At 50.4% G+C, this 15460-nt stretch carries 19 protein-coding genes; 13 read left to right on the top strand and 6 right to left on the bottom strand.

All coding sequences use genetic code 11. The features are described 5' to 3' along the window. Positions 1-24: 24 nt before the first annotated feature. Both AXG56_RS11260 and AXG56_RS19475 read left to right on the top strand, forming a co-directional pair. Positions 25-4056 carry a GH32 C-terminal domain-containing protein gene (locus AXG56_RS11260; RefSeq protein WP_062514554.1) on the top strand — a complete coding sequence of 1344 codons (4032 nt, stop codon included), beginning with the start codon at positions 25-27 and terminating at the stop codon, positions 4054-4056. Positions 4057-4208: 152 nt separating this feature from the next. Then, positions 4209-4373 (top strand): hypothetical protein, encoded by a 165-nt coding sequence (locus AXG56_RS19475; protein ID WP_161484914.1) that lies wholly within the window; start codon positions 4209-4211, stop codon positions 4371-4373. A 61-nt stretch (positions 4374-4434) separates the two neighbouring features. On the opposite strand, the gene AXG56_RS11255 is transcribed toward AXG56_RS19475, so the two are convergent. Next, positions 4435-5424 (bottom strand): ABC transporter substrate-binding protein, encoded by a 990-nt coding sequence (locus tag AXG56_RS11255; RefSeq protein WP_062514551.1) that lies wholly within the window; start codon positions 5422-5424, stop codon positions 4435-4437. A 249-nt stretch (positions 5425-5673) separates the two neighbouring features. Between AXG56_RS11255 and AXG56_RS11250 the strand changes: the two genes are divergently transcribed. The 3 genes from AXG56_RS11250 to AXG56_RS11240 all read left to right on the top strand — a co-directional run bounded on the left by AXG56_RS11250 (position 5674) and on the right by AXG56_RS11240 (position 8145). Continuing rightward, positions 5674-6621 (top strand): iron ABC transporter permease, encoded by a 948-nt coding sequence (locus tag AXG56_RS11250; protein WP_062515247.1) that lies wholly within the window; start codon positions 5674-5676, stop codon positions 6619-6621. After that, positions 6618-7673: an iron chelate uptake ABC transporter family permease subunit gene (locus tag AXG56_RS11245; protein WP_062514548.1), complete on the top strand. Its 1056-nt coding sequence runs from the start codon at positions 6618-6620 to the stop codon at positions 7671-7673. Before AXG56_RS11250 ends, AXG56_RS11245 begins: the two co-directional genes overlap by 4 nt. Before the next feature lie 121 nt (positions 7674-7794). Beyond that, positions 7795-8145 carry a DUF2200 domain-containing protein gene (locus AXG56_RS11240; protein WP_062514546.1) on the top strand — a complete coding sequence of 117 codons (351 nt, stop codon included), beginning with the start codon at positions 7795-7797 and terminating at the stop codon, positions 8143-8145. A gap of 89 nt (positions 8146-8234) precedes the next feature. Here the strand turns inward: AXG56_RS11240 and AXG56_RS11235 are convergent, their stop codons facing one another. Continuing rightward, complete coding sequence (locus AXG56_RS11235; RefSeq protein ID WP_062514544.1) at positions 8235-8945, bottom strand: hypothetical protein; 711 nt, start codon at positions 8943-8945, stop codon at positions 8235-8237. Between the two features lie 163 nt (positions 8946-9108). Here AXG56_RS11235 and AXG56_RS11230 point away from each other — a divergent pair, with 163 nt between their 5' ends. The 5 genes from AXG56_RS11230 (at position 9109) to AXG56_RS11215 (ending at position 11390) form a co-directional block, all read left to right on the top strand. Next, positions 9109-10359 (top strand): MFS transporter, encoded by a 1251-nt coding sequence (locus AXG56_RS11230; protein ID WP_062514542.1) that lies wholly within the window; start codon positions 9109-9111, stop codon positions 10357-10359. Positions 10360-10377: 18 nt separating this feature from the next. Continuing rightward, positions 10378-10569: a hypothetical protein gene (locus AXG56_RS11225; RefSeq protein WP_008633374.1), complete on the top strand. Its 192-nt coding sequence runs from the start codon at positions 10378-10380 to the stop codon at positions 10567-10569. Continuing rightward, positions 10566-10742: a hypothetical protein gene (locus AXG56_RS19665; RefSeq protein WP_193743860.1), complete on the top strand. Its 177-nt coding sequence runs from the start codon at positions 10566-10568 to the stop codon at positions 10740-10742. The genes AXG56_RS11225 and AXG56_RS19665 overlap by 4 nt, the downstream gene beginning before the upstream one ends. Positions 10743-10846: 104 nt before the next feature. After that, entirely contained in the window at positions 10847-11125 is a 279-nt protein-coding gene (locus AXG56_RS11220; protein ID WP_062514540.1) for a hypothetical protein, read from the top strand. Between the two features lie 67 nt (positions 11126-11192). Next, positions 11193-11390, top strand: a complete 198-nt coding sequence (locus AXG56_RS11215) for a hypothetical protein (RefSeq protein ID WP_062514538.1) — start codon at positions 11193-11195, stop codon at positions 11388-11390. Between the two features lie 158 nt (positions 11391-11548). On the opposite strand, the gene AXG56_RS11210 is transcribed toward AXG56_RS11215, so the two are convergent. After that, positions 11549-11758: a hypothetical protein gene (locus AXG56_RS11210; RefSeq protein ID WP_062514536.1), complete on the bottom strand. Its 210-nt coding sequence runs from the start codon at positions 11756-11758 to the stop codon at positions 11549-11551. Between the two features lie 82 nt (positions 11759-11840). Between AXG56_RS11210 and AXG56_RS19470 the strand changes: the two genes are divergently transcribed. Then, positions 11841-12011, top strand: a complete 171-nt coding sequence (locus AXG56_RS19470; RefSeq protein WP_008633367.1) for a hypothetical protein — start codon at positions 11841-11843, stop codon at positions 12009-12011. 61 nt (positions 12012-12072) lie between these two features. On the opposite strand, the gene AXG56_RS11205 is transcribed toward AXG56_RS19470, so the two are convergent. From AXG56_RS11205 to AXG56_RS11195, 3 genes are read right to left on the bottom strand one after another with little or no spacing between them, the layout of a single operon-like run. After that, entirely contained in the window at positions 12073-12993 is a 921-nt protein-coding gene (locus AXG56_RS11205) for an alpha/beta hydrolase (RefSeq protein ID WP_062514533.1), read from the bottom strand. A 15-nt stretch (positions 12994-13008) separates the two neighbouring features. Beyond that, positions 13009-13728: a CPBP family intramembrane glutamic endopeptidase gene (locus AXG56_RS11200; protein ID WP_062514531.1), complete on the bottom strand. Its 720-nt coding sequence runs from the start codon at positions 13726-13728 to the stop codon at positions 13009-13011. After that, positions 13725-14261, bottom strand: coding sequence for a helix-turn-helix domain-containing protein (locus AXG56_RS11195; RefSeq protein ID WP_026578060.1), 537 nt, complete (start codon positions 14259-14261; stop codon positions 13725-13727). Before AXG56_RS11195 ends, AXG56_RS11200 begins: the two co-directional genes overlap by 4 nt. Positions 14262-14479: 218 nt before the next feature. Here AXG56_RS11195 and AXG56_RS11190 point away from each other — a divergent pair, with 218 nt between their 5' ends. Both AXG56_RS11190 and AXG56_RS19155 read left to right on the top strand, forming a co-directional pair. Then, positions 14480-15139 carry a haloacid dehalogenase type II gene (locus AXG56_RS11190; protein WP_062514529.1) on the top strand — a complete coding sequence of 220 codons (660 nt, stop codon included), beginning with the start codon at positions 14480-14482 and terminating at the stop codon, positions 15137-15139. A gap of 133 nt (positions 15140-15272) precedes the next feature. Beyond that, positions 15273-15446, top strand: a complete 174-nt coding sequence (locus AXG56_RS19155) for a spore germination protein (protein WP_008633359.1) — start codon at positions 15273-15275, stop codon at positions 15444-15446. Positions 15447-15460: the final 14 nt, after the last annotated feature.

The raw sequence follows: 15460 nt of genomic DNA, 5'->3' as shown, positions 1-15460 counted from the left end.
CTTTGAAAAGGAGAGGACAAACGAATGCCCAAATGGAGAAGTTCCTGTGTCCTTGTGGCGGCTGTTATTCTCGTGGTCAGTCAAGTGGTTGCAGGTGTACCTGCGGAAGTGAAGGCGAATCCAAGTTCGATAACCAATCCTGGTTTTGAAACAGGGGACTTGGAAGGGTGGGAAGTTGTTAGCGGAACCGCATTCCATGATGCAGATGTTACGTCTGATTCGGATTACTGGGATAAACGTGCTTTCGAACAACGCAATTTCTGGCATATTTGGGGAGGGAGAGGTGACGATTCCAAGGTAGGGGTTATGCAGAGTGAAACATTCACTCTCGGTGGGGATGGTTCTGTCGATTTTCTGACCGGAGGGGATGAAGATATAGAGAATCTTTATGTTGCCTTGGTGAGGGAATCGGACGGTGAAGAGTTGATGAAAGCGACAGGGACGGGGGCGGATACATACACTCGTATGGAGTGGGATGCGTCGGAATATACCGGAACGGTCGTACGGATCAAAATCGTAGATAAAACAACAGATGGACATATCAATCTCGATGATGTGAATGTTCCGCCGACACCATCGTTACACGGGCATGTAGAACCTTCGATTTATAACCATGACTTTGAATATACCGCTCTTGTACCTTATCAAATAAGAGGGTGGGAAGTCGTGAGCGGAGACGCCTTTGGACCGGAGAGTCTTGTCCATGAAGAATATTGGCAGCAGGGCGATACGTTTCATCATAACGGAGATTATCATTTATGGAGCTTCAAGGATGGGGGCGATGACCTCGTCGGGGAGCTCCACTCTGAGACGTTTGTTGTGGATGCTTCCGGCGGAATGGATTTCTTAATCAGCGGGGGCGAAGATCGTGAGAAGTTGTATGTAGCTTTGGTAAGAGAGTCGGACGGCGAAGAGTTACTTAGGGAGACGGGGCGGGACACCGAAACGTATCAGCGGGTGTTTTGGGATACCTCTGCCTATGTCGGGGAGTCCGTTTATATTAAAGTCGTCGATGACGCAACGGGTTCATGGGGGCATATCAACGTCGACGATTTCCGTTTATCGGAATCAATATTCACAGAAGGCTTAATCGGCCATTGGGATTTTGACGAAGGAACAGGGAAGGTGACGACAGAACGCGTGACAGGAGAACAAAATTCTATTGATTACCATCTGAATGAAGGTGCTTTCCAGCCATCTCAAGATCCATTATGGAAAGAGGACGGCATATCGAACAGCGCCTTGTTGTTTGATGGATACTCGACATGGGTCACTCATCCACCTGATAACATACCAGCACCGACAGAAGCGCTCACGATTGAAGCGTGGGTGGCGCCCCGAAATTTTGAACACGGGGATGAAGGGAGATTGTCTGCGGTCGTCAATCAGCACAACCGGGAAAAGAAAGAGGGGTTTCTATTAGGTCACGGCCGTCACGGTACGTGGGGACTCCAGTTCGGTACAGGGTCTGATTGGCGTGAAGTCATGTCAGATACGCTTCTTCCTTTAAACGAATGGTCGCATGTCGCGGCTACTTACGACAGTTCCACCGGGGAGGCCGTTTTATATCTGAACGGAGACAAAGCAGCTTCCCGCAACTTTCCTGCTGGAGAAAAGATCAAGCCAAGCGTAAGAGACTTGATGATAGGAAAGAACAATGACGGGATGTGGCTGTACGGCTATCACATGAACATGTTCAGTGGTCTGATTGATGAAGTCAACCTTTACCATAAACCTTTGAGTGCAGAAGCTGTGAAGCAGTCCCACGACTCGTATGTAGAGGGGACAGGCGGCAATCTGCCTACTCCTGATACCATTATCGATAGAAGCGTATTAGCGGATGACCGCCATCGTCCCCAGTTTCACATGTCTCCCCCAAACCACTGGGGAAATGAGCCCGGGGGACCGATTTACTTCAACGGTCAATATCATGTCTTCTATCAAAGTAACCCACGAGGGCCGTTCTGGAACCACATTCGCTGGGGGCATTTGGTAAGCGATGATATGGTCCATTGGCGGGATGTCGATGATGCGGTTGTACCGGGAAGGCATGATGTGGACCCTGATGGTGCATGGGCCGGGGGGGCGGTTGTGGACGATACCGGCGTCCCTGTCCTGTTCTATACAGCAGGAGATGACAGGGATTCACCCAACCAAAGGATAAACATCGCAAGAAGCACGTTTCCGGAAGATGGGGATCTTGATTTGAACCGGTGGGAGAAGCATGGAGAGGTGATCTTGGATCAACAGGACGGAGAGGGAATTAAAGGGGAATTCCGGGACCCGTTCGTGTTCAAGGACGGAGACACATGGTATATGCTTGTTACCTCAGGGAAAGAAGACGCAGATGGAAACCAGATCGGAGGGACAGCACTCGTTTATTCAACAAAGGATTCAAGCTTTGAAAACTGGACGTATGAAGGAGATTTATTTGTAGGGGATTATGAGCAATATCCGAAGACAGGGAGAGTGTGGGAGCTTCCGATATTACTGCCTCTTGGCGATAGTGGGAAGCATATATTCCTGATAAATCCTGCCAAGACGTCGAGAGAGGAGTATCAGTCCAGGTACACCTATTACTGGATAGGGACATGGGATAAGGAAGCAGCCCGTTTTATTCCGGATAACGAAGAACCGGAACTGATGGATGTCGGAGATCACTTTACCGGTCCTGCCGGAATGGTCACTCCCGATGGAAGGACGGTCATTCACACCATTACTCAAGGACGCAGACCCGCAGATGATGATTATGCAGCAGGATATGCACACAATTACGGACTGCCGGTGGAAGTGTCTTATCGTTCAGATGGGAAATTAGGCATTGAACCGATTGAGGAATTGGATCAACTGAGAGGAGAGCAGCTGCTCGATATCAGCACCGACACTTCTTTCGAGGATGCCAACCAGCAGTTGGGCGAAGTGAGCGGTGATATGCTGGAAATCGAATTAGAACTGGACCCAGGATCGGCGAATGAAGCAGGGATCCATTTGCGACGATCGCCGGATGGGAAGGAAGAAACGACTGTCTATTATAAAGAAAGCAGTACAGAGCTGTGGGTCAACCGCACGAAGTCCAGTTTGGATCCGGATGTGGAAAAGTGGTACCAGGGCGGCAACGTCGATATCGGAACAGAACCAATCAAATTTCATATCTATGTCGACCGATCAGAAATCAATGCCTATTTAAACGGTCTGAAGAGCATAACGACAAGAGCTTATCCTACCCGGGAAGATGCCGTCGGTTTGAAGTTATGGGCGAACGATGCGCAGGAAACAGTCACCGTTAAATCGATGAAGGTATGGAAGATGACCTCTGCTTATACTAAAGTAGATGCTTCCGGTGTAAGCCTGAATCCTGAAGAGATGGAAATAGTGGAAGGGGACAGCGAACGTCTTACATCGATTGTTGCGCCCTTAGACGCAACGAATAAAGAGGTGACATGGTCTTCGAGCGACCCGTCTGTTGCGACGGTCGTCCAGGGAAGAGTGACGGCGCATGCCGCAGGAACAGCCGTCGTAACAGCGACAACAAGAGACGGGGGATTCGAGGCGGAAAGCACGGTCACTGTCACACCGGAACCGGCCCATGAGGAGCTAGTAAATCATGACTTCGAACAGCAGGACTTAACGGGATGGACGGTAACGGATGGAGATGCGTTTACAGAAATGGATGTAACTGCAGACAATGATTGGGGGTGGGGAGGTCCGTTTAATCAGAGTGGCGCCTATCATTTATATGGAGTACACACAGGGAATGACGGCCAAACAGGTACGATTCGTTCCCATACATTCACCCTTGGCGGGAATGGGAATATCGATTTTCTCGTATCCGGAGGGAACAACATTTACGATCTCTATGTTGCCTTAGTCAGAGAAGCGGACGGTGAAGAACTGATGAAGGTAAGCGGCGGGAATCAGGAAGGGTATTCTCGGATAAAATGGGATGCTTCAGACTATGTAGGAGAACAGGTGTATATAAAGGTAGTAGATCAGGCAACTGGAGGCTGGGGGCACATAAGTATTGATGATGTGAACGCTCCTGTTCAACCACAGTAACGGACTGCCTTCCGGTGCGTGCCATCAGGGCACCGCTGGAAGGTTTTTTAGGCCATGGCAGGGAAGGTTTGGTACGGCATAAAAGGGGGGTATCCCCTTTACATAGAAGCTTTGAGAATCCAAACCATAATGGAGGGTTTCGATGGGGGGAGATGGGAAGGAACATCGTCATCATTCTATTAGTGATCGGAGGCTGGGCCGCGGTCATTCTCCGTGATTTTCCCGGTGCAAAGGCGAAGGCAGGCGGGTCCAAAAGTCTTGTCATCTTGGCTGTCGTCTGTTCGGCATTACTTATATGGATCGGGATGAGCATATAACCATGAAAAAAACGGCCGGGGAAGCTCCCCGGCCGTTCGTTCTTTCCTTTATTAGAGAATATTATTCTTCTGTCATGATTTCCTGCAGTTCATCGAGCATCTGGTTGGCTGCAATGACGCCTCCGGCAGTGTTCCAGACGGCATCGCTCACTTTATGAGCGTTTCCTTCCTGGACTACATTGAGGTTCTTCCATAATGGATCGCTTGTCCATTCTTCTTCTGTGCTCAATGCTTCCGGGTCGTCCTGAGGTGCGTAAGTGAAGTAGAAGAGGATATCTCCATCCATTTTCGGAATGGCTTCTTTTCCTACTTCGATGGCAAGTTCACCCATTTTGTTACTTTCGTCGAACATCTCTGTCTGTGCTTCGGTACGTTTGAAGCCAAGCTCGTCAAGGATGACTCCGGAGAAGGAATCCTTGTAGTAGATCCGGGATGTTCCGGCCATGAAGCGTACGACGGAAACTTCCTGATCTGTCTTATCTCCAAGGGCTGTCTTCACTTCTTCGACGTGCGCGTCATAGTCAGCAAGTACTTCTTCGCCTTTGTCTTCAAGGCCGAGTGCCTCTGCGTAAAGCTTAAAGTTCTCCTTCCAGTCTCCGCGCAGCTGCTCGGAGAATACGGTCGGTGCAATAGCGCTCAGTTTGTCATAGACGGCTTCCTGACGCTGTTTGTTACCGATGATCAGATCCGGCTGCAGTTCCGCGATCTTTTCTACGTTCACTTCCTGCTCCAGACCGACGACCTCGACACCATCCATGTCTTCTTCGATATGCTTATACCAAGGATCACCAAGCCACGATTGGACGGCTCCGGTCGGTTGGACGCCGAGTGCCAGGACGGCTTCTGTTCCTTCGTTAGTCAGTACGACGACTTTCTTCGGCTTCTCCGGGATTTCCGTTTCTCCCATCGCGTGCTTCACCGTGTACGATTCCCCGCCGTCGCCACTGTTGGTGTCTTCTGCCTCTTTATCCGAGTCGCTTCCGCATGCGGTAATGAACAACAGCGCAAGAACGGATAAGAATACCCATAAACTCTTCTTATATGTACGCATAAGTCTCCTCCTAAGAATGATATTCATTATCATTTACCTAAGCTATATAGTAAAAAAAGATGATACGTTTGTCAATGGCGATATTGAAAATCATTTTCAATAATAAGAATGTTTGATACAATTTCAATGGTTGTATGGAAGTGGCGAACGCTTGCGGCTTCCGCTTTTTCTAACTTTGGTGTAGGGGAGATTCTCTTGATCCATTCCAATAGAGCAAAAACACTTGTATTTATCGGCAGTGTCCTGCTTATGCTTGTGTCGATGGGGGCAAGCATTGTGTACGGTTATGCCGACACGGGCTGGAACACGGCCTATCAGGCGTTCCTGGATTTCGATAATTCCAATGAACATATCATCATTCAGGATGTCCGACTTCCTCGGGCGCTGATTGCGACGGTCGTCGGGGCGGGGCTTGCCGTTTCCGGTGTCCTGCTTCAGGCGCTGACGAACAATCCGCTCGCATCTCCAAGCGTATTCGGGATCAATGCTGGAGCAGGGTTCTTTATCGTCGTCGCTTTTTCTTTCTTTTCCATCAATAATATCCAAGCCTTTACCTGGATCGCTTTCCTCGGGGCAGGCGTGACGGCGGCGATCGTCTACATACTCGGCTCTGCCGGGAGGGAAGGACTGACGCCGGTCAAACTGACGCTGGCCGGAGCGGCGATGGCGGCGTTCTTTTCTTCGATGACGCAGGGACTGCTGGTCGTGAATGAGGCAGCCTTTGATGAAGTGCTTTTCTGGTTGTCCGGATCGGTGCAGGGAAGGAAGCTGGAATCCTTGATCACGGTGCTTCCTTATATGACGGTTGGTTTCGTCCTGTGCATTTTCCTTGCCGGGAAGATCAATATCCTTGTCATGGGAGATGACGTAGCGAACGGGCTCGGGCTGAAAACGCCGCTTGTCCGGTTCTTCGGCATTGCTACGGTCGTGCTGTTATCCGGGGGTTCAGTCGCCATCGCAGGTCCGATCATTTTCGTAGGCGTCGTCGTGCCGCATATTACGAAGTACCTGGTCGGCAACGATTACCGCTGGATTCTTCCGTACAGTGCCGTTCTCGGCGCAATTCTTTTGCTGAACGCGGATATCGCAGCAAGGTACATCGTCATGCCGAGTGAGGTGCCTGTCGGTGTCATGACCGCGATGCTCGGCATTCCTTTCTTCATTTACATTGCGAGAAAAGGGAGGGAGGACGCATGAATAGATACAAAACGATCCGCTCGAAGAACGGGCGTATTTCCTTTCTTATTGATAAAAAAGCCTTGCGTATCAGCCTGATCCTGTTACTGACGGCAGCGATCGTATTCCTGATCAGTACCGGGGTCGGCGAGACGATGATCAATCCGATTGACGTTTTTCAAACATTGATCGGAAACGGTACCGCCTACCATGAATTGATCATCCAGTCGTTCCGCTTACCGAGGATCATCGTTTCCTTCCTCGTCGGTGCCTGTCTGGCTGTAGCGGGAGGCATCCTTCAGAGTCTCGTACGTAATCCGCTCGCATCACCGGACATCATCGGGATAACGGGGGGAGCGTCAGTGGCTGTCGTTGTCTTCCTGATGCTGTTCTCGGATCAGAACAATTCTTTGATGGTAAGTATTCACTGGATGCCGCTTGCGGCCTTCATCGGCGCGGTCATCACAGGCTTCAGCGTGTACTTCCTCGCAAGGAAAAAGACGACTTCGGCTTTAAGGCTGGTGTTGATCGGTATCGGAGTGTCGATGTTCATGAAGTCCTTGACGACGCTGTTCATGATCAAAGGACCGATCTATCAGGCGACTCAGGCGAACGTATGGATCACGGGTTCTGTGAGCGCCGCCAACTGGGACCAGGTGACGATCCTGCTTCCTGCTGCGGTCGTCCTGCTGCTGGTGACGGGAATGGTCACGAAGCAGCTCGACATCCTGGACTTAGGAGACGGCATTGCGACGGGAGTCGGAAGCAACGTCAAGTTGAGCCGTCTCTTGCTGCTGTTGTTGAGTATCGGGCTCACGGCTGTCGGGGTAGCCTTCGCCGGCGGCATCGGGTTCGTCGGTTTAATGGCCCCTCATATGGCACGGAGGCTTGTCGGTACGGGCTTTGCTCCGCTGCTTCCGGTTGCGGCACTGCTCGGGGGGATTCTCGTCATGCTCGCAGATTTCGCTGGAAAGACGCTGTTCCTTCCGTTGGAAGTGCCGGCCGGTGTATTTACAGCAGCCATCGGTGCCCCTTATTTCATTTTTCTTTTGTATAAAAGCAGGAATGCATAAAGGATGGCGCAGGAGCGGTTCTTCTCATAGGGAAGGACCGCTTTTTTTTTGAGTATAGCGGTAGGTGTTTTATGTTACGCTGGATATACAGGAACTATAGACAGTGGAAGGAGGGAATCTTATGCCTGAGCACAAAATTTATTCGATGAGCTTTGCGAAGGTTTATCCGGCTTACGTTGCCAAGGCGGAGAGAAAAGGGCGGACGAAAGAGGAAGTGGATGAAATCATCCGCTGGATCACCGGTTACACCCAGGAACAATTGCAGGGTGTCCTGGAAAATCAGACAGACTTCCGGACCTTTTTCGCGGAGGCTCCAGCGCTGCACCCGAACCGGACGTTGATCAAAGGCGTCATCTGCGGAGTGCGGGTGGAAGAGATCGAAGAACCGACGATGCGGGAAATCCGGTATATGGATAATCTGATCGACGAGCTGGCAAAGGGAAAAGCGATGGAGAAGATACTTCGGAAATAAGAGAAATCAAGCCCTGCATGTCGGCGTGTGCAGGGCTTGATTTTTAGGATATTTATAGTTGTTGGGCTGTCACGGGCTATATACTTGTTTTACAGCCTTTCGTTCTGTCCGTTCCTTTTCCGGCAGGGATCTTGTTTCCTGATGACTTTCCCTGAGAAGTTTGTGTAGGATATGAGCGCAATCGGTTGAAAGCTGGTGATGGTGAAGTTTACTGGAATCAGCGGAGTTGTGGTATCTGTCGTTCGCAGAGAGTTGACCATCGGCACAGGTGAATACCTGCCCAGCTGCGCGGTGATCGTATAGACGTGTTTTACGGCGGTGGTATCTGTGTCGATATATTGGAAGGTGGTCGTCGCAGCAGGCGGCAGTCCGTTGCTTGTAGACACGGGAGTGAGGTCGATCTGAGAGAGACTTATACTTTCCGTCGTGGAGGTGACGGCGCCGGGAACCCTTGCCCGGAACATAAGCGTCCGGAAATCCGTAGTCGTGAAGATCAGTTCTTCATCGCGGTACACGTTAAACGTGACAGGGGCTTCGACCATTACGTTTACCGTCGATTCCAGAGTCGTTAACGGCTCCGCTGTGATGGGGAGGTAGGCAGTGAGGACAGCCGCTCCACCCAATGTGATCAGCCAATTCGCGGTTGCGATCAGTTCTATCTGATCGCTCAAGCATAGACGCTCCAAGCTTACTGGAACCTGCAGGCCCGTTTCTACCCCTGTCGTCTGGAGCGGGATAAGCAGGGATGGTGGTGTTTCTTTGTGGTTGTAGGACTTGAGGAGCCCGTCGGATGCATACATAAGCATTCCTCCTTTCCGATAGAATGAAAGAGACAAAGGACGTCTCTTTTAACTAACATATGATGAAAGAGGAAAGTTGGCTGGGAGAAGGACATTAAAACGATAGATTCATAGTATGATCCTATACATAGAAAAAAAGAATAACGAGTGAGAAGGTGCCTGGATGGGAATGGAGAAAGTAGAAACAGCTTCTGAACACGTGTCGCAGGAACAGCGGAAAACGTTGTACCGCAAAGTATTGGTGGTCGTCAGTATATCGCAGATTCTCGGCGGCGCTGGCCTTGCAGCCGGAATTACCGTCGGTGCTCTGCTTGCTCAGCAGATGCTCGGCACCGATGCATACGCAGGGTTGCCGGCGGCGCTCTTTACATTGGGTTCGGCGGTCGCCGCGTGGGCGGTCGGAAGGTTATCCCAGCGGTACGGGCGAAGGACAGGGCTTGCGGCAGGTTTCGCTGTAGGAGGCCTCGGTTCAGCCGGGGTGGTGCTCGCTGCCATTTTCAACAGCGTCTTCCTTTTATTTGCGGCTTTATTCATCTACGGAGCAGGAACAGCAACGAACCTCCAAGCACGCTACGCAGGTACGGATTTAGCGGATCGGAAGCAGCGGGCGACCGCGGTCAGCATCACGATGGTGATGACGACATTCGGAGCGGTGGCTGGGCCGAATCTTGTCGGTGTCATGGGAAATGCGGCTCTGTCTATCGGTATCCCGGCACTCGCCGGGCCGTTTCTCTTATCGGGGGCGGCTTTCCTTTTGGCTGGTCTGTTTCTGTTCGTTATGCTGCGGCCGGATCCGCTGACGATGGCGAAGAAGCTGGCGGTTCAGGAGGAAGTTTGCAAAAGGGATGGAGCAGTAGCTGCAGCGGTTAACAAGCGCGGACTTGCGGTCGGAGCAGTGGTTATGGTGCTCACCCAGATGGTGATGGTTGCCATCATGACGATGACTCCTGTTCACATGGGGCATCACGGTCATGGACTCCGGGAGATCGGCATGGTCATTGGTTTCCATATTGGAGCGATGTATCTCCCGTCGCTTGTGACCGGTGTCCTCGTCGACAAATTCGGCCGTACCGCGATGAGCATTGCTTCGGGTGTGACACTGCTGCTCGCAGGACTGGTGGCAGCGCTCGCTCCGGATGATTCGGTTGTGCTCTTAATCGTTGCTTTATCGCTCCTTGGATTAGGCTGGAACTTCGGACTGATCAGCGGTACCGCCCAGATCATCGACTCGACGACGCCGTTCACACGTGCGAAAACACAGGGGACGCTTGATGTGTTCGTTGCGCTCGCAGGTGCTTCCGGCGGGGCCCTATCAGGAATGGTGGTCGCACACGCCGGATATGCTGCACTGTCCATCGGTGGTGGACTATTATCACTCGTTCTCCTGCCAGTGGTAATCTGGTCACGAAGGTAGTCCGGAAAGGAGGAGAAGATGTCAAGAGCGAAAAAGGTTAAGGATATCGTCCGTTTTCTCTATATTCTGGTCGTCATTGCGGTCAGTCCGTTCTTACATAAACATGTGCCGGTCGTGTTGTCGCTGGCACTAGTGTTCGCAGCTTATCCGATCTTGATGTACTTGACGGAAGCTGGAATGAAAGATAGAGGAAGGAGGGATGATGGATGAAGTACGTCATCGGCATGTTTGTGGTGATGGCCGCGATGGTTATCATCACGTTGACGAACGAGTACATTTTTCACGGGGATTATGGGGCAATTGCCAGCTGGGCAGTCGTCCTACTGTTTCTCTTAGGTGGAATATGCTTCGCCAATGCCAGGTATTATTTATCAGGAAAGTAAGCTGTCTTCTACAGAGAAATCCTTTTTTTTGCATAGGAAGAATGATAGGATAAGGAAATAGTTTATGGGATAAAAAGGAAGAAAAAAGAGGAGGAGATGTAGACATGGATAGGGAAAACATGTCAGAAGAAGAAAAGTGGGCAGAGATCGAGCGCCTGCAGGAAGAGGAAGACCGTCAGTCCGAAATTCTGAAGGAGCTGACGGGGAAGGGGCTTTACGAGGTTATGGTGGAGCCGGATGAGGATGGAGTCGTTTATATAGACAGCGAGGATCATGATCATCCCCTCGTTCACGATCTGTACGAGGAAGAACCTGATCGCGAGGCCATTGGCTTGTTTCATCCTTTAAACAATGGAAAGTCCATCTACCTTCCGGGAAAATAACGCCATTATTGAAACCGAAACCCACCCCGCACGTATAGATACCATAAGGTGGAAAGAGGGGATTCCGATGATAAAGACCGACTCCTGTCCGAAATGCGGCGGGCAGAAAGTGAAAGAGGGCGTCGTCCATTCCGCAGCCGGCGCTGTACATATGTTCCCGAAAGGAAATCCGCGGAGCACATCTTCGCCGGTCCTTTCACATTACTGTTCGAGCTGTGGTTACATATTGGAGTGGTATGTGGAGCATCCGGAACGGTTGGATTAAAGAAAAGCCTCTTTTAAAAGGAGGTTTTTTTGTTTGTTGAGGAAGTAGTTTTTGGGGGCTCCGGGAAATGGAACGCTTTCCACGGGGCGGCCGGAGCCTGTCCATTTCCCTCCGCCCTTTACGGAAAACTCCTTTCTATTATTAGGTATAAGCGGCTTTTAACCATCCGTTTCTAATGTGGAAATTTCTCTTTCGATGAGGGATAGGGACAATTCAAATGCATGGATACGCCTTTTGGCTAAGGTGATCTGTGCCTTGTAGCGGGCCGGATTTTCTTTCGCTTGCAACGTTTTTACTGTCTCTTTCAGCTTGTGGACCGTGGAATCGATCTGCCGTTTCGCTTCCACTAAATCAGAATGGTCGTACATAGGTAATCGTCTCCTTTTCTACAGGTGGATATCGAAGTATAGACGACAGTTGGAAGACTGTCAAAAAAGAAGGAGGACAGGTATGGAATCCTTTATGGTTTTTGGATTTTTAAATGTAATCTTCTATCTGGGTATCCTCGGATTCGCTATCTATTTCGTTGCGGCTATGCTGCATCGATCCAGAGAGAGAAACGAGTATTTGAAGGAGATTCTTGCGGAGTTGAGGAAGCAGAACGCCGATGAGGGTCGCTGAAGGAAAAGGAGGGTCATTCTGATGACCCTCCTTTTTTGTCTGTATGCTTGGCTTACAGCATTTAGGATTGGAGAAACTGGATCAGATCCCGCAGCATGTCCGGGTGCATTTCGTCCTTCCTGATACTTTCTTTATATTCTTTCTTTATGTTCAGAAGTGTATGATTGTCGGATCGTTTCCGGAGCAGATGGTTCATGTCTGGATAAACCTTCACTTCCGCGCCGGTATGAGAAGCGAATGCACGGGCGGATCCTTGCTTCACCTGGACGTCTTTTCCCCCTTCTATGGCGAGGGAACGGGCAGGCACGTAGGAAAGGTAGTCAGCTGTGTCGAAGGCTCTCATTTCCCTCACCCATTTGGCGTTGATTTTCGTTCCTTTGTATTGGATGACATCAGAAGGATCCGCCTCGATTTTCTCATAGAACTTACGGGTCTGCTTTTCAATTTTTTTGTTCACTTTAAGCATCCGGAAAAAGAACCCCTTCACGCCGGAAGCCTCGGCGATTTCCTGTCTAATCATCCGATTCTGATAATCAAGGAGCTCCTCTCCTTTATTAAAGGACCCGCACAGGAAGATGAACCGGTCTGCGCTTCTGTCTCTCATGACGGCCGGTCCGATAATCGCCCCTTCGCTGTGGCCGATCACCGTGACTTCCTCCACCTCGGAACGGCCTTTCAAAAATTCCAGCCAATCCCCGGCATCTTTGATAAAGTCCCATAAGCCTGCTGCCACATAACTGCCTTCGCTTTTTCCTACTCCCCGTTTGTCGTAGCGCAGCGTGATCAGCCCTGCTTCGTGTAAGCGGCCGGCTAATTCTTTATAGATATCCGCCTGCATCCAGCCGCCATTGCCGTCCCTGTCGACTTTCCCGGACCCGGGAATGAGGAGGACCGCTTTCTTGCTGTGCGGATCGGGCAGGGTAAGGGTCCCGTAAAGCTTTGTTCCTTCTCGCTCTATGACTGCTTCCTGTACTTTTGTCATCTGCCTTGCCTCCAATTAGAAAAATATAGGTATAAAGATAAGCTGCATGCTGATATGGGCCGTCATATGTGACCATACACTGAACCAGAAGCCGTACTTCCAGTAAAGATATCCGAAAAACAGACCGCCAATGCTGTTCAGGAGAAGCGCTCGAAAAACGACTGGAAGGCTGAGTTCCCCGAATAAGGCCGCGTTGGCCGGCAGGTGCGCGACAGCGAAGAGGATGCTGGTCAGGATGATCGCTGCCCAGTAATAGCTGTCGGGGACGGAACGCTGCTTGCGGACCTTCCCGACCAGATAGATAAACAGTGTCATACCGAAAAGTCGGAGCATCACTTCTTCCACGATCCCTCCATACAACACGCCGCCGGCAAGCCCGGCAAAAGAAGGGGTCGGGGAGTGGTCGGCAAGCCCAGGAATGATCTGCGGGAAAACCCATGCATCCCCTGCTTGAATGAGGAAGCCGGTCAACACACCGAACCACAGCGAAAGAAGAAGTCCCTTCTGTTTTTTCTCCTTCTTGATTAACGTTAAATCGGTACGCTTCTGTAAAATAAGGCCGATCCAGCTGAATAAAAGTGTCAGGACGGCAGCCTGTACGGTCAATACAACCGTGAACACGTCCCGGTCTGGAATAGGAAGCGCGGAGGTGGTGAAGGTTTCTATCGCGATGAAGTACCCCCCTGCTGCACCAAGGATGCTCAAAAGAAAGCTGATTATCCAGATTCTTTTCATTCCGTATCCTCCTGTTCCGGGAGAAAGATTTGATAGAGCTGGATTTTTCTCCCGTTGTTCTCCTTGCTCTTTTGATGGTACTTCTCGTAAATCTGTGCCAGTTCGCTTCGCATGTCGGAGAATTCTTCGTCGGTCAATTGCACGTCCAGCCGATTGAAGCCGAACGGGTCTTTTTCTATCGTGGGGTTGCTCTTGATATAGGCTTCGGTTTGATCCAGCAGCTGAAAGTAGAGAGTGGTGAACAATTGTATCTGCTCCTCTTCGCTCATCTGTGCGAAGTCGCCGGCATGGATCCGGGCTCCGTCCTTTTTTAAGGAATAGGTCTTTTCAACGGCACCGCGGATTTTCTTCTCTTCGATGACGTGGACCACGTTTTCTTTATCTAATACATGAAGGTGCCGGTACAGCGTTGCCTGCGGAATGTCCGGCAGAGCCTGGACGATGGCATAGCCTGTGGCGGGACCTCTCGACAGGTATTGGATGATCTTCATCCGCACCGGGTGCAGAATGGCATCGGCTTTTGATTTACTCATGAAATGTTCCTCCTCCATTATTATCATTTTTGATAACAATGAAAATATACGATAGATCCGGCGTGGAGTCAATAGATATATTCTGCAGATCGTTTCGGATTTACTCTTTTCGGCAGCCGCTTACGAAATGTTCTATGTTTGCCTTGTCTTAAATGTGGCAATGAACAGAAGGGAGAGATACAGTAGGATTTAATTAGAAGAGTCGGAGGTATGTAAACATGATTAAAGCACTTGTATTTGATGCATATGGAACGTTATTCGATGTCTATTCCGTTCGGAAAGCGTGCAACGACCTGTTTCCGGATAAAGGGGATGCGATCAGTCAAACGTGGCGGAGCAAGCAGCTGGAGTATTTTTTCCTGCGTCAGTTGTTCGAACGCTATAAGCCCTTTGATGAAATTACGCGCGATTCGTTGAGGTATGCCTGTAAGGAGAACGGCGTCACGCTGTCTAAAGAGGATGAGAGCCGTCTGATGGAAGCTTATCTTGAGCTTGCATTGTTCGAGGAAGTGGAAGAAGTCTTGAAGGATCTATCCGAAAAACAGCTCGTCGTCTTCTCGAATGGCTCCGAGAATATGATCGCTCCACTCGTCGATCAGTCCCGGATTCAGCCGTATATCGATTCGGTCATCAGTGCCGATGAGATCAAGCAGTACAAGCCGACTCCGGCTGCCTACAACCATGCGCTGGAAAGACTCGGCGTGTCGAGGGAGGAAGTGTTGTTCATGTCCTCGAACCCATGGGACATCCTCGGGGCGAAGAGCTTCGGTTTCCGGACGGCCTGGATCAACCGGAACGAGCTTCCGGAAGAAGAACTCGACATCCAGCCGGATTCCATTTACAGCGATTTATCCGGGATTAAGGAATGGACGGAATAACGGTGGACCGAAGCCTTTTGTTTCTACAAAAAAGGAAAAGCCTGAAGTAGCTTCTACAAGGGCGGCTCGACTATACAAACATGGGATAAGCTCCATAAGATGATAGAAGCATGAGGTAAAGGTGGGGAACAATATGCCGTGCATCATTTATGGCAACATCGAAATTGGAAGTTTGTGTGGCGGAGTGGTTAATTTCGGAGATTCTTTGTATATCTCTCCGATCTCGGTATCAGACAGTGAAAGTGACGAAGCGCCGGTCGCACCTGCCAATATTGGCCAGGCTGTGACGGACCCGAATATTACGTAATTTCTTCTATATGA

Source organism: Halobacillus sp. KGW1, from assembly GCF_001592845.1.
Classification (GTDB): domain Bacteria; phylum Bacillota; class Bacilli; order Bacillales; family Halobacillaceae; genus Halobacillus.
The sequence above is the reverse complement of the archived record's forward strand: the minus strand, read 5'-3'. Positions and strand labels throughout refer to the sequence as shown.